The organism is Neofamilia massiliensis, from assembly GCF_001299475.1.
Taxonomy (GTDB): Bacteria; Bacillota; Clostridia; order Tissierellales; family Peptoniphilaceae; genus Neofamilia; species Neofamilia massiliensis.
This window is the reverse complement of sequence record NZ_CYUJ01000003.1, coordinates 811,665-832,368: the sequence shown is the minus strand read 5'-3', so window position 1 is coordinate 832,368 and position 20,704 is coordinate 811,665. Positions and strand designations below refer to the sequence as shown.

Genomic DNA, 20,704 nt, shown 5'->3' with positions numbered 1-20,704 from the left:
GAAATACTTCGCCTTTTATATTGTCATCATATTACTTATAATCTGGCTTTTTCAAAACGTATTTCTAACAGCCTTTTACAAAAATATGAAAATCGCCGACCTAGAAGAAAAAGGCAGGCAGATAACCAACGACTATATAGAAGGAAAATCCATAGAAGAATCCCTTAGAAAACTATCAAGCGACTCCACAAACAGGATCCAAATAGTAGACGGCAAAGGCAACGTAATTTTTCCAAACGCCTGGATGGGAATATTTTATTCAACCTCCTACAACAAGGAGTTAATAAGTGCAATCCTTGCAGAAGTTCCAAAAATCGAAGGATCCCACAAACTATTCCCCCTAAAAATCCTAGACGAAAGATACCAAACCTTTATCTACGCATCTTATTTAGGCACAGAAAGTGGAGGCACAGACCTTTATCTAATGATAGTTTCATTAGTAGAGCCAATAGACTCTACAGTCCAAATAATGAGAAGGCAGTTTCCATATATAATAGGAATAGTCCTACTAATAGGTATGATAGTGTCATACTTTATATCAAAAAAACTGTCGGCCCCAGTCCTTGCCCTAAACAAGACAGCCAAAGAACTGGCCCTAGGCAAATACGACATAGACTTTAAAAAATCAGGAGTATTTGAAACAGACCAGCTGGCAGATACATTAAACTTCGTAACAGAAGAACTATCGAAAATGGAAGAAATGAGAGTATCAATAGTAGCCAACGTCTCCCACGACCTAAAAACTCCCCTAACAGTAATAAAATCCTACTCAGAAATGATCAAGGACATAACAGGAGAGGACGAAGAACTTAGAAACCAAAACCTAGACACAATAATCTCAGAAACAGACAGGCTAACAGAAATGGTAAACTCAATCCTAAACGTCTCAAAACTAGAAATGCAAATGGACGAACTAAACCTAGAAGAAGTTTCCCTAAAAGAAATGACAGAAGACATAATCTCAAGACTAGACGTCCTAAGCCAAAAACAAGCCTACGAATTTATAATAGACGGAAACTCAGAAGGCTGGATAGAAGCAGACAGACAAATGATCTACCAAGTCCTCTACAACTTTGCCTCAAACGCAGTAAGCTTTGTAGGCCCAGATAAGAAGATCATCTTTAAAATCGAAGAAGACGAAGAAAAAATCACCTACTCAGTCATAGACCACGGTAGAGGAATATCAAAAAAAGACCAAGAAAAAATCTGGGAAAGATACTACACCGACCACCACAACCACATAAGAAACGTAGTGGGAACAGGCCTAGGCCTTCACATAGTAAGAGTAATCCTAAAAAAACACGGCTTCGAATACGGAGTAGAATCAGAAGAAGGCAAAGGCTCAAGATTTTATTTCATAGCCCCAAAAATATCTTAAAATAAAAATATGTAGAAAAAAACTAGCTATCAAATTTCAATAGCTAGTTTTCTTTTTTTAAAATATTTCACTAAAGACTAAAAGCTAAAAGTTTAAAAGCTTAGTCCAGTTTTCATAAACTCTGTCGTACTTGTCAGTCTTGTTTCTTCTAATAAATTCATGAGAATTAGAAGCTTCGACAATTTCATAGTAGAACCAGTCAGACTGGCTTAGGTCCTTAAAGTCGATAATAGAATACCTAAAGTTTTCAATAGAAATTTCATCAGCAAGTCTATTGAAAATTCTATTTAAGAAAGTAGCAGCTTCAGCCCTAGTTAAAAAGTCATCCGGTCTAAAAGTACCATCTTCAAAACCTTGAATTCTCTTGTTGCCATCGATCTTGTTAATTTCTCTTTCGTACTTGTGGCCCTTAATGTCAGGGAAGTTAGAAACATGGTCGTTGTCCTTATCAATAGCAGCAATCATCTTAGCAAACTCAGCCCTAGTAATCTTTTCGTTAGGTCTTAGGTAGCCGTCAATATCATCAATCATGCCAGCCTTTAAAGCAGCATTAATATTTCCTAAATACCAGGCATTTTCTTCTAGGTCCTTGTAAGCTGGCATAGTCTTGTTAGACACATCTAACTTAGCCAGTCTAGTAACCATAGCAGCAGCCTCAGCACGAGTAAGGTTGCTTTCTGCTCTAACAGTTTGGTCCTCATAGCCATAAATGTAGGCAATGTGATCTTCAGTCTTAGGCTCTTCATTATTTCCAAAAATTAGAAAATATGGAACATAGTTTTCTTTTGCTTCTTCTGGTTGTGGTTTTGGATCTGGTTTTGGATCTGGTTTTTTGTGAACGTAGGATAGTTTAAGCACTTTTTCAGCTTCACTTTCTTTAATTGCTAAATCACTACTTAATGGAACTGATAATTTTCCCCAATTTACTGTTCCAGCTGATGCAAATACATGTCCTTGTATAGAGCCTTTTATTTCTATACTTTCTTTAGCGTCTCCGTCTGCAAGTGCTTTAGCTTTTGCATCTGTTATTCTTACAATATTTTTATTTTCAATACCATCAGCAGAACCTAAAACTCTTAAAGTCATATTTGATAAAATTTCACTTGCTACAGTTCCTTCAGGTCCCTTTGGAATAGAAAATTCTGGAATTCTTTCTCCTGTAAAACCACGATTTGTATCCTTATCATTTGGATTCCATTGTCTTAATACAACTCTAACAGTAATCTTTCTATAATTTTTATCTTCACCATCTGCAGATTTATACTTAGTATTAACACTGAATTTCGTTATAGGATCACTGTTACTTACTAAAGTTTTATAATCGTCTAGATTATTTAAAACATCTTTTGAGCCATCATCTTTGATACCAAAGGCATAAAGTGGTCTCCATGAGTAGCTCTTGAACTCTAAAAATAATTGATCAGGAACTACAAGCCCTTCATCTTCTCCAAAGTCCATGTTTAAGTCAACATAAGTGTATTCAGCATCTTTTCCTTCGTCAGTTGGAAAGTTATTTTGCTCATATCTTTCTTGATAATCATAACTTAAAATTGGTCTAATTGCATTGCTTCCAGCTATATTTCTATAAGCAAGCATTGCAACAACCCAGTCCATTTCAAATTCAGATGATAAAACAACTTCATTTATAGTTTTGTCATCATCAGTTTTTTTGTAATCATCAATAATTTTTAATTCATCTTTAGCGTCATCTACCTTATTATTTTTAGTATCTTTTAAGATGTTTTCAGGTTTTACACTATTGTTAATCAGAACTGTATTACTATTAATTCTTTCTTTTAAATTTTCTAAAATTGCACCTAAAGCTAGTTGTGAAAGTGGATCTTGTGGAAAAGGATCACCATAAGGCTTATTTATTTCATAATAAACTGCATAAATTTTAGCATATTTTGGTATAGAGCTTCCAAAAACATCTGCAATTGTATCTTCTGGTGAAAATAATTTTGCACCTTCTGCTAAAACTCCATTGGCAACAAGTGCCTTATCTGACCAGCCCAAAAATTGTTTTGCTAATCCTCTTAACAAACCGCTGTTATACAAAGGATATCCTATCTTATCTGTAAGTTCATAGTGTTTTGGGGTATCTTCTTTTTTTGAAGAATCATTTATCCACTGACCAACAAGGGTAACATTTGGTTCTGGTTCTTGTGCAAATACATTTACTGGCATGACTCCTAAGAGCATAATTACTGCCAGTAAGAGACATATTTTTCTCTTCATGATTTTCTCCTTAAATATTATCTATCTTCATAACTTAACTCTGGGAATATAAAAGCTTCGCCGTTTAGTCTGTGCCATAACTCGTCTATCTTGTTAGATTTTCTTGTATAGTCGTGGCCGTGGGTTGCTTCCATAATATTGAAATAAGCCCAGTGACTTTGGTCTAAGTCTTTAAAATCTATTAGCTCATACTTATGAGTTATAACAAAGTCTTCATCAGCATATCTGTTTAGCATCTTGTTAGTGACAGTAACAACTTCAGCCCTAGTAATATTTCTATCAGGTCTAAAGCTGCCGTCTTCATAGCCCTTAACCCATCCTCTTGCATAGGCTGAATTAATATAGACTAAGGCCCAGTGATCTAAAGGAACGTCATCGAAACTTCTGTCTTCAATGCCAACTAGTTCTTCAAACTTAGAAGCAATAGTAGCAAACTCTGCCCTTGTTATAGGAGAGTTTGGCCTAAATGTTCCATCTTCGTAGCCTTTGATTATGCCGTTTTCTGTCATAAAACCAACAGCAGGATAGTACCAGTCACTTTCAAAAACATCTCCATAAGGTAGATTGTACTTACGATCTGTAGAAGGGTAGTTCTTTAAAAGTCTAGCAAACATTGTAGTAACCTCAGCCCTAGTCATATTATTATTAGGACGGAAAGTCCAATCAGGATAACCAAACATATAAGCCTTGTGATCGTCCTTGTTTAAAATTATCTTTTCGCTAGGAGTATAAGAATCTCCAGAACCAAAGATAAATGGAAGTAGAGGACTGTAGTCAGGATATTCTGGAGTAATAGGAGGCTGTGGTTCAGGTTGAGATTCTCTTAGCTTACTAGTTGCCTTTGCACTTACTTCTTTATTATTAACTACGTCCTTTACTGTAGCAACATTTAAAATTGATTTTGCTTTAATATCATTTTCAGTAACAGTGTACTTATAGTTAAAAGTTTTTTTTGCATTTACATCTAAATCAAAAGCATCTTCAGTTAATGTTACTAAATTGTCTGTAATTTTTAATCCAGTTAACTTCTTTTCGCCAGTATTTTTTACTGTAACAGTGTAAGTTAATTCTTCGCCAGATTTTTCGTAAGTTGCTTTGTCAACAGTTTTTGTAACAGTAAAGTCAGAATTCTTTTCAATTAGAGTGCTAGTTGTTGAAGCTTCTTTAGGCTCTCCATCTTCTTCAAGTTTAACACTTGCTGTGTTTGTAACTTTCTTTGCTTTAACATCAGCTTCAGTAACAGTGTACTTGTAGGTGAAAGTTTTTGTTTTTTCTTTTAAAGTTAAATTAAAAGTAGGATTTTCAAATGTAGTTTTATCATCTGAAATAATTAATCCTGTTAAATCTTTTTCTCCAGTATTCTTAACAGTAACTGTATAAGTTAAAACTTCGCCAGCTTTTTCATAAGTTGTTTTGTCAACAGTTTTTGTAATTGTGAAGTCTGATTTCTTTTCTTTAAAAGTCCAAGTACCAACAAATTTTACATCGGCACCATTTATTATTTGTTCTGTTGGTTCCCAACCATTAAATTTCCATGTGCCATCTTCTGTTGTAACATCTGCAAATGAGCTTGTAGATGGTGTTACTTTTGTGCCATTTTTCTTATCTTTTTCTTCAGCTGGAACTAAATTTGTTACTTCTTTCGGTAAAGTTTTATCTTCTGTTCCGCTTACAAACTCATAAGTTACTTTATACTTATCTGTATAAGTGTTTTTAAAGTCATATTCGCCTTTACCCTTAGCTGAAGTGTAATTTTCTACTGGATTTTCTTTTAAGGTGTAATTTACTTCTTGTTTATTTTTATATTTTGGAAGTTTTTCAAATTTCCATGAAGCGCCTGTTTGAGATTTACCAGTAGCATTTCCATTTTCATATAAATTTACTGTTACTTCAGTAGGTATTGTTCCACTATTTCCTGTGTGGTCCCAAGTTTTGCTTCCTTCTATATCAATAAACTCAGTTTTATTTGTAATTTTAAATCCATCTTTATAATTCCCACTTACAACTCCCTCTTCATAGCCAGGTGATTTTTTTGGATTTTCTTTTACTGTATATTCAAACTTCGATGGCCTAATATTTTTAAATTCGCCCTTCCAGTCATTTTCAGCAGTGAGTTCTATTGGGTCTGCTACAGATCTACCTCTTGAAAGTAGCTCAACTTTAACACTTTCTGGACGGTTGCCATACTTATTGTATTCATCATCCCAAACTTTTTCAACCAAAATAACTTTTTCCCAGCCAGCATAAAGTTTATATTCAGGCGGATTAATTATTGTAGTGATGTCAGTTTCATTAGTTTCTTCAAAATTAGAGTTAGAACGGAAGGATAATGTACTCATTGTAGGGAATCCCTTTACCAAGTCAAGCTCTTCAACAAGTGTTTTACCATCTTTACCTTTATCAGGTGCGTTATCACTTACACTCGATTCTTTATACCAACCTGTAAAAGCATAACCTTTTCTAACTGGTATTGGATCCAAGATAGCTAATTTTGGTCCTGGTTCATAGATGTCATAAATATCTTCTTTTATATCAGTAGATGGTAACTTAGTTAATATACCATTCACATCATCTCGGTCTGGACTAACATTTTTAAATTCAGCAGGAGTATTAGACGCTCCATTTGCATCTAAGGTTAGCTTTACCCTTTGACCAAGAACAACTTGTTTAGTCTTTGGATTTAATACAAAGTCCCATTCACCAATTCCATCGTGCTTATCCGCTGCTGCTATTGCTTGACTAGTATCGTTAGAGTCGTAATGAAGTTTTTGTGCGTCTAAATATGTCGGAGTATATCCATCTGTGCCATTTGCAACTACATATCCAACTTTTCTATGTTGATCTTCTTCAAAAACTTTAATATTTGCATTTGTTGAATCTGTTGTCTTTTTTTCTTCACTTATTGAAACATTTATCTTATTTGTTAAAGCCCCTGTCAATAATATGCTTGATTGTCTATCAAAAACTCTGACATCATTATCATCAAATGTAGCTCTTGGAGTTATGATAACGTCTTTATCAGCATATATATTGATACCACTTTTTTCTTTGCCTTCTATATAGTGATTGTGTCCAGTAGAATTATCACCTTTTTGATTGCCAGAAATTGTGGCTTCATCAATTTTTAATCTACTTCCACCGTGATAAATACCACCAACCATTTGGTAGGCAGTGTTGCCAGTTATTTGAGCTCCGCCTGTAATTTCTAGGTCGCCCATATTGTAAATACCAGCTGCAACGTTTGAAGTAGTTTGACCAGAAATTTTGCCTCCTTCAATTTTAACGGTGTTACCTTCTCCTATATACATACAGCCGCCATAAGAATTGCCTTGCCAAGTATATGCAGCTGCGTTTTCAATAGTTGTATTTTTTAAAGTTAGATTTACGCTTGATGAATGGCCATTGCCTTTTGATAAAGCAATACCTGCTCCAGTACCATCGGCCATAACGTTTTTAATAGTTGTACCTGTGATATTTGCTGTCATTTCGCAATCATCATAAAAAGATATAGCTCCACCTGTATTTGCAGTATATTTGCCAGCGTTCCAAGAAGCACCAGCTCCTTCAAGAGTAGAATCTATTAGATTAAAACTTCCTGTTTCTACGACTTGGATAAGTCCACCAGCTTCCTGAACACGAGTACCTTTTCCTGCGAAAAATTTTGAATCATTAATTGTTAGATTTGATCCTTCAGATGTGATTGCACCACCTGCAACACCAAATTCACCTTTACCATCTGCAATTGTAAATGTTGAACCTGTAACTCTTGCTTCGCCGCAATCTTCGAATTTAATTGCACCGCCTGTATTAAAGGGGCCAACTATATTAAAGGTCGCATTGTTAATGGTAGCTTTTGTATTTGTGGCTTCGATAGATCCACCTTGACGACCGCCTCTTGTTTCCTTTCCATCTAGGTGATTGTCTTTAAAAGTTGTGCCATCAATAATTAATTCAGAGTCCTCTATTTTAATAGCTCCACCTTCAGCTGATCGGTCGGTGGCTAAATTATCTGTTGGTGATCCAGTGTTGTTATTTTCAAAGCTTCCGTCTTTTATGTTCAGGACAGCTCCATTAATAGCACGAATTGCCCCACCTGAATAGTTTTGATCGCTTCCTGCAGTTTGAGCAAAACTATGGGTTGAACCATTTTTTGCAGTAACATTTGTCATCTTAACAGTTGCCTTATCTGCAAAAATAATTCTAGCCTTATTAGCTCCATCAAGAGTAATATTTTCTAAAGTTAATGTTTTTTCACCAAAAACATAAAACATATTCGATTCTATTGCAGAATCCATTTTTAAATCTCCAGCAGATAATGTTCCACCAGAAATTTTAATATCTCTTGATATTTGTAAAGTTTTGTCTATAGTGATATCACCACCAACAATAATCTCTGTTACACTTGGATCTGCTATTGCTTCTTTTAGCTCAGCAAATGTATTAACAGTTGTTGGTGCAGCAAAAGCATTTTTACCATTAGTAAATACTAAAAGCATTAAAATTAGTAAAAATACTAGGCCTTTTGTCTGCTTTGTCAATTTTTTTCTAACCACGATATTTAACCTCTTTTCTCTAAAATTTATTACTTGTTTATTTTCAAAGAAAACTAAACTTATAACTTGACTATATTATATCAAAAAAGTTAATAATAATGTTACTATTTTGATACAAAATAAGATTTTTTGCGTCTTTTAGACAATATTTTTTAAAATAAAAAACTAGCTATCAAAAAAATGAATAGCTAGTTTTCTTTTTTTATGAATTTCTTTTCGATTTCTGGTTTGCCGCTGTGTTTTTTCTCTTCTGTGTAGGCTACTATTAGGGCTGCACCTAAAAGGAGCATAAAGATTAGGAAATAAAACCAAAGCATTATTACCATTATTGAACCTAGGGCGCCGTAGACTGCGTTTGATGATGAGAAGTTGTTTATATAAAAGCTAAAGGCAATTGATCCTAGGATCCATCCTAGAGATACAAAACCTGCTCCTAATAGGGCTTCGAAGAAGTTTATCTTTTTACTTTCGTCATCTTTGTTGCCAATTTCTGACAAGGCCTTAAAGATTGCAGTTACAAATACTACTAAAAATATTATTGGGAAGAAGTTTTTCATAAATCTCCACAAAAATAATCTATTTAGGTCGTAAGATAAAAAGTAATAGACAATATTTGCTATTGGGTCACCTGAGACGAAAAATACAAAAAAGGTAATTAAAGCCAGGGCCAAGGCTAGGGTAAATAAAATTGCATAGCCGTAGGATGAAACAATTCTCTTTATGCCAGTGGTTTTCTTAATTGAAAATATATCTTCTAAGGCTCTAATTGTGTGTTTGGCTGCCTTTGATGATGAAAAAAGTGCAGCAAAAACACCAATAACTGTAAAAAGTGTAGACCTTGAGTCTGATAGATAGGCAAGAATTGGGTCGATTATTAGGTCAGCTCCTTCATAAAAGTTGTTTGCAAAATCTATTATCACATCTACATTATCTGCTAGTAGATAGGTAAAAAGTGAGAACAAAAGCATTATAAAGGGACCTAGGGATAGTAAGATATAATAGGTTACAATTGCTGCTCGGTCCATTATCCTAAGGTCGTTAACCTTATTTCCCAGTCTTAAAAATGTATTTATAAAAAAAGAATGCTCATAGGCTTTTTCTTCCATAGTCAGCTCCTAAAAATTTTTTTACTTATATAAGAATATAGAAAGGATGGAAAACTTGCAAGTCTAATTTTAAAATCCTTCTAACAATTAAAAAAGGACGCCTAAGTAGACGCCCTTAAATTTATAAATTAGTGGTCTCTTTTACCTAGAATAGAATCTACCTTAAATAAAGCAGCTTCGTTGTCTCCAGCCATTTTAACAAGGTCAACATATCCTCTAAAGTGGTCTTCTTCTTCGATTTGTTCGTCAACATAGTGTCTTAAGAAGTTTTCAGCTGCATAATTTTTTTCTTCAATTGCTAGATCTAAAATACTTAGAATTGAAGCTGAAATTTCTTTTTCGTGGGCAAGACCCTTTTCAAATACGTCTAAGATGCTGTCGTATTTTGTAGTTACTTTTTTTAGATCTCCAAGTTCTACATCGCCGTCCATATCTAAAATAAAGTCTATAAAGTCTTCAGCATGGTGTTCTTCTTCTCTTGTTTGGAAAGTCATCCAGTTAGTTGCTCCTGGCATTCCTAGAGATTTAAAATATAGTCTCATACCGTTATAGATATAAGCAGATTGTAATTCTAGGGTAATTTGTTCATTAAGTGCTTTTTCTAATTTTTTGCTAAGTTTTAATTCTTTCATTATATATATACCTCCAAAATAATAATTACTGATTTTGCTCGCATCTTAATATTACCCTAAAGCCTTAAAGCTAAACAAGTTAGTTAATAAATTTTGATAAGTTTAGTCTACGCTATTTGCTTTTAAAAAATTTTATAAGCCTCTACTAAAGTTCATTTTTATATTTATATAAGTGATGAATATAAAATAGTTTTATGGTAAGATATAATATCATGGAGGAAATATTTTGGAAATAAAAAACAAAGAAAAAGTAAATGAACTTTTAAAATTACTTTTCCTAAGCTTATTAATTGGATTTTTAGGTTTTACCATTAGTCCAGTGCTTATAATGTTTATTTATCCAGGAATTTTTATGGAAAGCTCTATTAGATTAGGCATTAGAGAATCTCTACTAGTAATGTTTGTGACAAGTTTAGTTTTATCCTTGTTTTCATCACTAATGTCTGGCCTGGCTTTATTTTTCATTTTTGCACCAATGGTTTTGACCTTCCACTATGGAATTACAAACAGAAAATCCTATGTTTTTATATATCTTTCAGTTTTAATAGTTTTGGCTCTTTCAATGACAGCCTTTCAGCTAGGGCTTTTAAGGGCTAATCCAATAGACATTACAGCTGCTATTGACAGCCTAATGAAGGCCCAGCTTGACATGATGAAAGAGGGGCTAACTGCCTTAGAATTTTCACAACTAGAAAAAAATGTAAAAGAAGCTTACAACATTATGCTTATGGTTATGCCTAGTTTATATTTAGTAATCTTAGCAGTTATAGTCTATATAAATTATAATTCAGTAGGAAGAAAGCTACTTTTAAAGGGAATTTTAATTCCTCAACCACCATACTTTGGCTATTTACAAATGCCTAGGGCCTTAATTGTCGCCTTTGGAGTGGGAATTTTTATTCCGCTAATGATGAAGAACCTTGGTTCAGACCTTTATAGGCCAATTTATTTTAATGTCCTAGTGGTCTTTGGATTTTTGTTTTTTGTAGACGGTCTAGCCCTACTTACTAGCCTGCTTATAAAAACTAAAATGCCTAGGTTTTTTAGAATTTTAATTACAGTTTTGGTAATTTTTGTTGCGCCTCTTTCTATTGTAGTAGCCTTAGTTGGAATTATTGACACCCTGGTACAATTTAGAAGAATAAAAATAGTAGGAGGGAAGTAACTTGGACAGATTAAAACACTTAAGCAAATACAAGTTAACTATTTTATTCTTAGTTCTAATGGTAATAGTCTTATTTGTCTTAAACGACGTTATGGGAATTTTAGGCCTGGTTTTAGCAGTCCTAATAGTTTTTGAAATAGTCTACCGCTATGAAGAACTAGAATCAAAAGAAAACGAAAGTATAATGAAGCTTTGCGAAAATTTAGACTCAGCAGCCCAAGACTCAATTTTTAATATGCCCTTTCCCCTGGTTTTAACAAAGGAAAATGGAAACATTGACTGGTACAATCCTAGCCTTTTAAAACTAATAGGTGAACAACAGGTTGTAGGTATGGAAATTGACCAGGCTCTTGAAGGATTTTCTTTCAAAGATGTTTTGGAAGACAAGCAAAGTGAAATAAAATTAGAAGAAAAAAACTATGTCATCTACAAAAACAAGGTAAAAAAATCAGATGGAACCATCCTCTACGTATTTTACTTTGTAGACAACACAGAATTTGACAGTCTTAGAACAAAATACAAGGACAGCAGGGTGGGCTTTGCCCATGTTTATATTGACAACTACGACGAAATTGGCCTTGGGAAAAAAGGCTATATAAAGTCAGTAATTGCAGCAGACATAGAAAAAATAATTATGGCCTACTTTACAGGAAACGGCGGTATTGTTAGAAAATACGATGATGACAAGTACCTGGTAGCCTTTAACAACGTATCCTTAGACAAAATGGTCAGGGACAAGTTTTCGATTTTAGACCAGGTTAGAGAAATTGGCATCCAAAACGAGTCGACAATTACCCTGTCAATTGGAATTTCCAAGGCCCTAGAGTCTATTCCAGAATCCTACGAAGAATCAAGGGTTGCAGTAGACCTAGCCCTAGGCCGTGGCGGAGACCAAGTTGTTTTAATAACTAAGGATGGCCACGAGTTCTTTGGTGGAAAAACCCAGGCCAAGGAAAAGAGAAACAGAGTTAGGGCCAGAGTTATTGGAAACTCACTAAAGAACCTAATTGAAGAAGCAAATGACGTCTACATTATGGGCCACAAAAACGCCGACATGGACGCTATTGGCTCAGCTATTGGAATGCTAGGATCAGTTACTAGACTAGGAAAACCTGGCTATATCGTCTTAAACGAAGTAAATCCATCTATAAAAATAATTATGGACCAGCTAGAAAAACAAAGTCCAGAGCTTTTTGAAAAAGTTATAAAGTCAGAAGAAGCCCTAGAAAATGCCAATAAAACAACTTCTCTACTAATATGTTTAGACAACCACAAACATTTACTCACAGAAGAACCAAGATTATTTGATATAATAGACAAGGTGGTAATAATAGACCACCATAGAAAGGGTAACGACGCCATAGAAAACTACGTCTTATCCTATATTGAACCCTATGCCTCATCAACTGCAGAGCTAGTTACAGAAACTCTAGAATATATGGAAAAGAATTTAGAAATCGGCCAGTTTGAAGCAGAGGCGATGATGGCAGGTATAGTAGTTGATACTAAAAACTTTACCTTCCAAACAGGAGTTAGGACCTTTGAGGCAGCATCAGTACTTCGCCGCCATGGAGCAGATCCAACAAGGGTAAACAAACTCTTTAACGAAGATATGGATACAGTAAGGCTAAGGGCCAGAGTTATCCACGACGCAGATATAATTAGGGAAGAAATTGCCATAGCTACCCTAGACGAAGATGTTGACTCAAACATTTTAATAGCAGCCAAGGCAGCAGATTCCCTACTTAATATAGTAGGCATTAGCGCATCTTTTGTTCTAACACTAAAAGATGACATGGTCCACATTTCTGGTAGGTCATCAGGTGACATATCAGTCCAACTAATTTTAGAAAAATTAGGCGGAGGCGGCCATTTAACATCGGCGGCAACTCAGCTAAAGAACACAAGTTTAGAAAAAGCCTACGACATGCTTGTAAAAGCAATAGATGAATATTATGAAGATTTAAAAGGAGAGGAAAAAGAAGATGAAAATAATATTACTGAAGGACTATAAAAACCTAGGAAAAGCAGGAGAAATGGTAGACGCCAAAGACGGCTACGCAAGAAACTACCTTCTACCAAGAAATATAGCAATTGAAGCTACTCCAGAAAATGTAGAAAACTGGAAGGAAGAACAGAAAAAACTTGAAGAAGAAGAAAGAATAGCCTTTGAAGGCGCCCAAGAACTAAAAGAAAAACTAGAATCCATCACTTTAAATTTAAGTGCAAAGGGTGGAGAAACTGGAAAACTTTTCGGTTCAATAACAAATGCAGAAATTTCTAAGGAACTTTTAAAAGAAGAAAAACTTTCAATTGATAGAAAGAAAATCGAACTAAAAGAACCTATAAAAACAGCTGGCCTACACGAAGTTCCAGTAAGAGTTTATCCAGAAGTTCTAGCAACATTAAAGGTCAATATAGAAACAAAGTAAAATCGAAAAAGAGGAAAATTAGCATAGAGAATAGGCAGGTACTATTCTCTATGTCTATCTATAGAAAGTAAAGGTAAAAAAATGGCTGAAAAAACAACCCTAGGCAGAATTCCCCCATATTCAAATGAAGCAGAACAAAATGTTCTTGGTATTTTACTTAGAGCAGGAGACCAAATAGACACAGCCTTAGAACTAATTAGGGCAGAAGACTTTTATAATCCAATCCACGGAGAAATTTTTAGGGCCATGGTCAGCCTGTCTACAAAATCAGCGCCAATAGATCTCCTTACAACCATGGAAGAGCTAAGAAAAATGGGAAAACTTGAAGAAATTGGCGGAGTAGCCTACCTAGGAGACCTATCAAACCAAGTAGTAACAACCCTAAACATTGAATACTACCTACAAATAATAAAAGACAAGTCCATCCTTAGACAGCTAATAGAAGCAAGTGCAAGGACCTTAGACTATGCCTACGAAGACTCTGAAGAAGTAGGCACTGTTTTAGAGTTTGCAGAAAAAGGAATTTTTGACATCAGCCAGGACCTTCACTCCAAGGGCCTAAACCCATTAAAAGAAGTATTAATAGACACCTTTGATATTTTAGAAAAGAGAATGGACTCTGATGATAGCCTAACAGGAGTAACCTCAGGATTTATAGACCTAGACAATAAACTATCAGGTTTTCAAAAGTCAGACTTAGTTTTACTTGCAGCTAGGCCATCAATGGGAAAGACAGCCTTAATGGTAAACTTTGCCCTAAATGCAGCAGCAGCAGGAAAAAAGGTTGCAGTATTTTCTCTAGAAATGAGCCAAAACCAACTGGCCCAAAGAATGATGTCGGCAATGTCTCACGTTGATTTGCAAAAAATAATCTCGGGAAAACTAGAATCAGAAGAAATGCCGAGACTTTTAGAAGGAATTTCAGCCCTTAGACAATTTAACATATCTATAGACGATACAGCGGGAATTACTCCCCTAGAACTAAAGGCCAAGGCTAGAAAACTAAAAGCCAAAGAAGGTCTAGACCTAATAGTAATTGACTACCTCCAACTAATGGAAATGGGAGGCAGAAACGAAAACAGGACCCAAGAAATTTCAGCCATATCTAGAAACCTAAAGGCCATAGCCAAAGAACTAGATATTCCAGTAATAGCCCTATCCCAACTATCAAGGGCCACAGAAGTTAGACAAGACAAAAGACCTATCCTTTCAGACCTTCGTGAATCTGGAGCCATTGAACAAGACGCAGACGTAGTATTATTCTTATACAGAGACGAATACTACAATCCAGAAACCGAAAAGAGAAACATAGGAGAAGTAATAATAGCAAAGCACAGAAACGGCCCAACAGGAGTAGTAGAACTAACCTTCCTAGGCCAATACACAAAATTTGTCAATATGGCTAGAGGAACTGACCAGTGATAAGGGAAGAATATATATACTTTGAACCCCTAAAACTAAACCACGTCCTAAAAATGAGGTCTTGGGGCAGGCACAAGTCTCCCCTTTTTCAAGACTACAACTTTAACTTTAGAACAGAAGAAGATTGCAAGGACTTTTTAATGGCAAAGACCCTGTCACCATTTAACTCCTACTATGCAATAATCTATGCAGAAGAAGTAATAGGATTTTTAGGCAACAAAAACATAAACTTTCTAACTAGGTCCTCAACCCTAGGCCTAGTCCTAAACCCAAGTCTAGTAGGCATGGGCTTTGGTACAAAAGTTTTAAAAAAATTTTTAGACTACTACTTCAATGACAAGGGCATGAGAAAGATGAAACTCCTAGTAGCAGCCTACAACGACAGGGCCCTAAAAGTATACGAAAAAATAGGCTTTAAAAAAGTATCAGAACACATTGAACCTTATCCAAACTTTAGTATAGACAAATCATCCAAAGACTACCTAGACCACAAGGCCGCCTTTGTAGAAAAGGGAAAGATCCTATACAACTACGTCTACAAAATGGAACTGAGAAAAGAGGATTTTAACTTTGAAATTCACAACTGAAAAAACAGAAATAGACCTAGGAACAACAAAAATAGAAAACATCTTTATAGAGGACTTTATGCCAGTAGCAGACGGAGACTTTGTAAAGGTTTATTTGTATGCCTTTAAACACAAGGACTCTCAAAGCGACTTTGAACTAACAAACGAAATCCTAGCCACAAACCTTGGCCTCCACCTAGCAGACGTAGAAGCAGCTTGGACCTACTGGGAAGCAGAAGGCCTAATAAAAAAATACATAAAAGTAGACGGGACCTATGACATAGAATTCCTATCAATGAGAAACTACTATATAGAAAATATGGGCCCTCAAGCAAGAATTCCAGACCCAAGCCCAACAGACAACCTAGTGGCCCAAATGGAATCAGACCAAATAAGATCTATGTTTAACGAAGTTGACTACCATATGAGAAGGACTACAACACCAACAGAAAAAATGGAGATCCTATCTTGGATCACTAACTACAATATGGGACCAGACATGATAAGCCTGGCCTTTGAATACTGCACAGAAAAAAAGAAAAAAATTTCAGTAAACTACGTAAGAGCAGTAGTAGTATCTTGGTACGACAAGGGACTTTCAACCATAGAAGAAATAGAAGAAGAAATAAAAAAATCAGACGAAAAATACGTCCGCAAAAACCAGGTCCTAAGAAAACTTGGCCTCCAATACAGGGCAGTATCAGAACCAGAAATAGAACTTATAAACTCCTGGTACGACCAGTTTAATTACGAAGAAGACCTAATAGACCAGGCTATAAAAAGAACAGCAAACATTCAAAAACCATCAATAAACTACGTAAACTCAATACTAACAAAGTGGAGAAAGATGGGTATAAAAACAAGTGCAGACATAGAAGAAAAAGACGTGAAGCCAAAGGCAACCTACAAGCCAGGTGCATCCAATAACTTTAACAACTTCCAAGGCCAATCCAAGGACTACACAGAAGATGAACTAAACGAACTGGCAAAAACCATAAGAAAAAGGCGTAGATAACAATGACCCAAGTAAACATTTACGAAAAAATCCTAAATGAATACAGAGACAAACAAGACAGGCTAAATAGAATAAAAAGAGACAAAGAAGAAAGACTCTATAAAGAAATTCCACTTCTAAAAAGAGTAGCCAAGGACGAAAAGGCCTTTATGCTAAAAGTCGCCAAAGACCTAGCCTTAGGAAAGACTTGCGACTTTCACGACCAGCTAGAAGACTACAGGCTTTCAAAAATAAAACTCTTAATATCAAACGGCTATCCAGAAGACTATTTAGACCCAGTTTATGAATGTGAAAAATGCAAGGACACAGGTTTTATAGGCTCAGAGCCCTGCACCTGCTTTAGCCAAAGACTAGTAAAAGAAACTTATAAAATGTCAAACCTAGACAAGATTTTAGAAAAAGAAAACTTTCAAAACTTTGACCTAGACGTATTTTCAGATGAAATCCCAGAAGGCGAAGACCTAAGCCCGAGAGAAAACATAAAAGAAGTAGTAAAAGGAGCCCAAAAATTTATCAGAAACTTTGACGACCCAGAAGAATACAATCTGCTCTTCTATGGAACAACAGGCCTAGGAAAAACCTATATGACCAACTGTATAGCAAAAGAAATTTTAGACCTAGGCTACACAGTAATTTATCAAACAGCCCACAGGCTTATGGATTTAATAAGCGACTACAAATTTTCAAAGGCAGAAAATATGGACCAGGCCAAGAAAAACTACGATTATCTCCTAGAAGCAGACTTACTAATCATAGACGACCTAGGAACAGAAGTGCCAAACGCCTTCTCAACAGCAGAAATCTTTAACCTAATAAACACCAGAAACCTAGGTCAGAAAAAGATGATAATCTCCACAAACCTAAGCCCAGGAGACATATCAAAAATCTACACAGACAGAGTCTACTCAAGGATCTTAGATCGCTTTGACATATACGAATTTATAGGCACAGACCTAAGGTGGAAAGGATACTAAAAAACAGGAGGAAAAAATGAAACTAGTACAAATAAAAGACACCCAGAACCCAGCAGGCCACTTCACCCCAGCAGTAGTATCAGAAGCAGGCATAGTCTACATCTCAGGCCAAGTCCCAGTAGACTACAAAAGCGGAAAAATAATAACAGGAGACCTAGAAACACAATTTAGACAAGTACTGAAAAACCTAAAAGCAGCCCTAGAATCAACAGGAGCAGACATAGACGACATCCTAAAAGTAACAATCCTAGTAGCAGACGGCAACGACTGGTACCAAATAAACCAAATCTACAAAAACTTTATGGGCAAACACAAACCAGCCAGAACCATAATCCCAGTATTGCCCCTACACAACGGCTACAAAGTAGAAATCGAAGCCATAGCAGAACTAAAAAAAGACAAAAAATAAAAACCAGAAAAACTAGAGCCACAAAATCAGGCTCTTTTTAAATAAAAAGAAGAAAAATTTAAAATAATCACAAAGAACCCTTTACAAAACTTATAAACTATTATATTATAAGCATTGGAAATAAATTATCGCGGCAAATAATTTATGAAAAGGATGTTTAAACAAAATGGCAAGAATGAGATCACCAAGATGCAAACAAGTTAGACGTCTTGGACTAAACGTTTATGGCCTAGCAAAAGCCAACAAGAGAATGGGCAAGGGCCAAGGAAGAAACGACAAAAAGCAAACCGAATACGGAATGCAACTATTAGAAAAACAAAGACTTAGAGAATACTACAACGTAATGGAAAAACAATTTAGATCCTACGTAGAAAAAGCTCTAAACTCAACAGACCCAACAGGTGATGCCCTAGTAAGACAACTAGAATCAAGACTAGACAACCTAGTATACAGACTAGGCTTTGCATCATCAATTAGACAAGCCAGACAAATGGTTAACCACGGTCTAATCAGAGTAGATGGAAAGAAAGTAGACATTCCATCCTACCAAGTAGAACCAGGATCAAAGATTTCGCTAAAAGAAAAAGCTAGAAAAAATGAACTATTCAAAGAAAACTACCAAGCAGCTTTCTTAAACAACCTTCCATACCTTACTAAGGAAGAAAACTTCCAAGGAGTGTATGTAAGATACCCAGAAAGAAGCGAAGTACCAATTGAAATCCAAGATAACCTAGTAGTAGAATTCTACTCAAGACTTATCTAATCACACAGACAAAACACCGATTATTGTGGTCGGTGTTTTTTTGTGCATTTTACTTTGTCGTGAGGAGTGTTAGGGGACAGTCCTTCAGGTCTGTCCCCATTTGCTTTGTTTTGTGGGATAAGGGGATGCGTTAGGGGACAGTCGAAGTCCAGCGATAAGGGGACATTCCTTTGAACTGATGTTTATAAAGTAGACACATAATTAAATTAATTTTATCTTTAGGATGCTTGATTTCTATATTCTAGTGGACTCATGCATCCTAAGCCTTTTTGTAGTCTCACTTCGTTATAAAATTTAATGTATTGTTCTATCTTTTCCTTCAATTCTTCTAAACTTTCGAATTTCTTGTCATGAAACATTTCTGATTTTAATGTTCCGAAGAAGCTTTCCATTGGTCCATTGTCTATACATTTGCCTACTCTTGACATGCTTTGTGTCATTCCTGCTTCTTCTAGTTTTCTTTTAAATGTTTTGTTTGTGTATTGAAATCCTCTGTCACTGTGGAATAGTGGTTTTGCGTCTGGGTTACTCTCAATTGCTCTGTCAAACATTTTAAATACTAATTTATTGTTGTTTCTATATGATATCTCGTATTCTACTATGCTGTTGTCATATAGATCTTTTATCGCACTTAGATATAGCTTTCTGTTTTCTCCTGGAATCTTAAATTCTGTTACGTCTGTTAGCCACTTTTCGTTTGGCCTTGTTGCTGTAAAGTTTCTTGCTAGTATGTTTTCTCCGGTGTATTCTGGCATTATGGTTTTTCTGTTTACTTTTTTTCTTTTGACTCTTGATGATACGCCTAATACTTTCATTAGTCTATAAATGTAGCTTTCTGAAAAGTTTGTGCTGTTAAATTTATTTATATACATGGCCATATTTCTATAGCCTAGTATTCCATCAAATGTCAAATGATATTCTGATATTAACATACATAGCAACAGGTCCTGGTTTTCTTTTTCTGGTGTTATTCTTTTTTTGTTTTTGTAGTAGCTACTTCTTGATATGTTTAGTACTTCGCATATTAATTTTACTGGATATCCTTTTTCTCTATAGTAGTCTACTGTTTGATATTCTGCTAGCTGTCTTAATTTTCTACTGGATTTTCTTTTAAGGTGTAATTTACTTCTTGTTTATTTTTATATTTCTATTTCTAATTCTCGTCTTTTTCTTAGGGCTCTTTCTTCGTCTAGTTCTAACTTTAGTCTTTCTGTTTCTGTTAGATTTTGTTTTTTTATCTTAGTCTTAGTTTTTCTTCCACGTTTCTTGTATTTTAGAGCTTCTTTACCATTTTCTAGATAGTTTTTTGTCCATTTATATATGTTTGCATATGGAATTTCATATTTTCCTGAAGCTTTTTTGTAGTTCATATTATTTTTTATTGTCCACTCTACAATTTCTATTCTTTCTTCATATGTGGTCTTTCTAGTTTTCATGGTAATGGTAGCTCCTTTGGTATAGTCTTTTAATTCTATTCCATTATACCATTTGTTTACCCATCTAACTATGGTGCTGTGGTTTAGTTGTTATTTTGCAGTTAAGCCTCCTATGGAGATTCTTCACTTACATATTCTTCTACTACTTTGTGTTTGAATTCTTTTGTGTAGACCTGTTTATGATCTGGCTTTTTAAAGGCTTCTTCCCCATGCTCTTTGTATCTAAAGCACCATCTTCTAATTGTTGATTTTGCTGCAGATAATTTTCTTGCTAAGCTATCATATGACTCTCTGCCTTCTTCATAATCTTTACAAGCTTTAATTTTTGTTTCTAAATCATATTGTTTGTTCATCGATATACCTCCAAAGTATCTAGCGTATTTTTAATTAATTACGCTGTCTACTTTGGACATATCGGTTCAAAGGAATGTCCCCAAATATTCTTCAAACAGAGGAAAGAAAAAATACTCTTCTTTCACCGGGGACAGGCCACAAGGGACAGTCCCCTTACTCTTCTTGGCTAGGGATTTAAATGTTCCCTTACTCTTCCAACTCCTTTTCTCGCAAAAAGATTTGTAATATGCTATAATCATTATGTATTTTTATATACTTAGA

16 protein-coding genes and 1 pseudogene are annotated in these 20,704 nt (G+C 35.1%); 10 read left to right on the top strand and 7 right to left on the bottom strand.

The window, feature by feature from the left end; genetic code table 11:
- The first annotated feature begins 85 nt into the window (after positions 1-85).
- Entirely contained in the window at positions 86-1,378 is a 1,293-nt protein-coding gene (locus tag BN2667_RS08330; protein WP_162200282.1) for a sensor histidine kinase, read from the top strand.
- 84 nt (positions 1,379-1,462) lie between these two features.
- On the opposite strand, the gene BN2667_RS09475 is transcribed toward BN2667_RS08330, so the two are convergent.
- The 4 genes from BN2667_RS09475 to BN2667_RS08310 form a co-directional block, all read right to left on the bottom strand.
- Positions 1,463-3,616, bottom strand: a complete 2,154-nt coding sequence (locus BN2667_RS09475; protein ID WP_075967913.1) for an S-layer homology domain-containing protein — start codon at positions 3,614-3,616, stop codon at positions 1,463-1,465.
- 17 nt (positions 3,617-3,633) lie between these two features.
- Positions 3,634-8,169, bottom strand: a complete 4,536-nt coding sequence (locus BN2667_RS08320) for an S-layer homology domain-containing protein (RefSeq protein ID WP_054252861.1) — start codon at positions 8,167-8,169, stop codon at positions 3,634-3,636.
- A 188-nt stretch (positions 8,170-8,357) separates the two neighbouring features.
- Complete coding sequence (locus BN2667_RS08315; RefSeq protein WP_054252860.1) at positions 8,358-9,275, bottom strand: YihY/virulence factor BrkB family protein; 918 nt, start codon at positions 9,273-9,275, stop codon at positions 8,358-8,360.
- Between the two features lie 128 nt (positions 9,276-9,403).
- A complete protein-coding gene (locus BN2667_RS08310; RefSeq protein WP_054252859.1) occupies positions 9,404-9,907 on the bottom strand; it encodes a ferritin in 504 nt (167 codons plus the stop codon).
- Between the two features lie 226 nt (positions 9,908-10,133).
- Between BN2667_RS08310 and BN2667_RS08305 the strand changes: the two genes are divergently transcribed.
- The 9 genes from BN2667_RS08305 (at position 10,134) to rpsD (ending at position 18,653) form a co-directional block, all read left to right on the top strand.
- Entirely contained in the window at positions 10,134-11,072 is a 939-nt protein-coding gene (locus BN2667_RS08305; RefSeq protein WP_054252858.1) for a DUF2232 domain-containing protein, read from the top strand.
- A 1-nt stretch (position 11,073) separates the two neighbouring features.
- Complete coding sequence (locus BN2667_RS08300) at positions 11,074-13,086, top strand: DHH family phosphoesterase (protein WP_054252857.1); 2,013 nt, start codon at positions 11,074-11,076, stop codon at positions 13,084-13,086.
- A complete protein-coding gene (gene rplI, locus BN2667_RS08295) occupies positions 13,058-13,504 on the top strand; it encodes a 50S ribosomal protein L9 (RefSeq protein WP_054252856.1) in 447 nt (148 codons plus the stop codon). Before BN2667_RS08300 ends, rplI begins: the two co-directional genes overlap by 29 nt.
- 81 nt (positions 13,505-13,585) lie before the next feature.
- Positions 13,586-14,926: a replicative DNA helicase gene (dnaB, locus tag BN2667_RS08290; protein ID WP_054252855.1), complete on the top strand. Its 1,341-nt coding sequence runs from the start codon at positions 13,586-13,588 to the stop codon at positions 14,924-14,926.
- Positions 14,923-15,513 carry a GNAT family N-acetyltransferase gene (locus BN2667_RS08285; protein WP_054252854.1) on the top strand — a complete coding sequence of 197 codons (591 nt, stop codon included), beginning with the start codon at positions 14,923-14,925 and terminating at the stop codon, positions 15,511-15,513. Before dnaB ends, BN2667_RS08285 begins: the two co-directional genes overlap by 4 nt.
- Positions 15,497-16,507, top strand: coding sequence for a DnaD domain protein (locus BN2667_RS08280; protein ID WP_054252853.1), 1,011 nt, complete (start codon positions 15,497-15,499; stop codon positions 16,505-16,507). Before BN2667_RS08285 ends, BN2667_RS08280 begins: the two co-directional genes overlap by 17 nt.
- Positions 16,508-16,509: 2 nt before the next feature.
- Positions 16,510-17,481, top strand: a complete 972-nt coding sequence (locus BN2667_RS08275) for an ATP-binding protein (RefSeq protein WP_054252852.1) — start codon at positions 16,510-16,512, stop codon at positions 17,479-17,481.
- Positions 17,482-17,497: 16 nt separating this feature from the next.
- Positions 17,498-17,890, top strand: a complete 393-nt coding sequence (locus BN2667_RS08270; protein ID WP_054252851.1) for a RidA family protein — start codon at positions 17,498-17,500, stop codon at positions 17,888-17,890.
- A 166-nt stretch (positions 17,891-18,056) separates the two neighbouring features.
- Positions 18,057-18,653 carry a 30S ribosomal protein S4 gene (rpsD, locus tag BN2667_RS08265; protein ID WP_054252850.1) on the top strand — a complete coding sequence of 199 codons (597 nt, stop codon included), beginning with the start codon at positions 18,057-18,059 and terminating at the stop codon, positions 18,651-18,653.
- A 218-nt stretch (positions 18,654-18,871) separates the two neighbouring features.
- Here the strand turns inward: rpsD and BN2667_RS08260 are convergent.
- The 3 genes and pseudogenes from BN2667_RS08260 to BN2667_RS08250 form a co-directional block, all read right to left on the bottom strand.
- A pseudogene (locus BN2667_RS08260) lies at positions 18,872-19,756 on the bottom strand (IS3 family transposase); the annotation flags it as partial.
- A gap of 36 nt (positions 19,757-19,792) precedes the next feature.
- Positions 19,793-20,089: a helix-turn-helix domain-containing protein gene (locus BN2667_RS08255; protein WP_054252848.1), complete on the bottom strand. Its 297-nt coding sequence runs from the start codon at positions 20,087-20,089 to the stop codon at positions 19,793-19,795.
- Positions 20,090-20,199: 110 nt separating this feature from the next.
- The gene (locus BN2667_RS08250; RefSeq protein WP_054252847.1) at positions 20,200-20,442 is read right to left on the bottom strand and encodes a helix-turn-helix domain-containing protein; all 243 of its coding nucleotides are present in this window, start codon (positions 20,440-20,442) and stop codon (positions 20,200-20,202) included.
- Positions 20,443-20,704 lie beyond the last annotated feature (262 nt).

Bases quoted from the DNA above. Each gene is read 5' to 3' on its own strand.
- BN2667_RS08330 (WP_162200282.1), top strand. From the start codon at position 86: ATGAAAATCGCCGACCTAGAAGAAAAAGGCAGGCAGATAACCAACGAC.
- BN2667_RS09475 (WP_075967913.1), bottom strand. From the start codon at position 3,616: ATGAAGAGAAAAATATGTCTCTTACTGGCAGTAATTATGCTCTTAGGA.
- BN2667_RS08315 (WP_054252860.1), bottom strand. From the start codon at position 9,275: ATGGAAGAAAAAGCCTATGAGCATTCTTTTTTTATAAATACATTTTTA.
- BN2667_RS08310 (WP_054252859.1), bottom strand. From the start codon at position 9,907: ATGAAAGAATTAAAACTTAGCAAAAAATTAGAAAAAGCACTTAATGAA.
- rplI (WP_054252856.1), top strand. From the start codon at position 13,058: ATGAAAATAATATTACTGAAGGACTATAAAAACCTAGGAAAAGCAGGA.
- dnaB (WP_054252855.1), top strand. From the start codon at position 13,586: ATGGCTGAAAAAACAACCCTAGGCAGAATTCCCCCATATTCAAATGAA.
- BN2667_RS08275 (WP_054252852.1), top strand. From the start codon at position 16,510: ATGACCCAAGTAAACATTTACGAAAAAATCCTAAATGAATACAGAGAC.
- BN2667_RS08270 (WP_054252851.1), top strand. From the start codon at position 17,498: ATGAAACTAGTACAAATAAAAGACACCCAGAACCCAGCAGGCCACTTC.
- rpsD (WP_054252850.1), top strand. From the start codon at position 18,057: ATGGCAAGAATGAGATCACCAAGATGCAAACAAGTTAGACGTCTTGGA.
- BN2667_RS08255 (WP_054252848.1), bottom strand. From the start codon at position 20,089: ATGAAAACTAGAAAGACCACATATGAAGAAAGAATAGAAATTGTAGAG.
- BN2667_RS08250 (WP_054252847.1), bottom strand. From the start codon at position 20,442: ATGAACAAACAATATGATTTAGAAACAAAAATTAAAGCTTGTAAAGAT.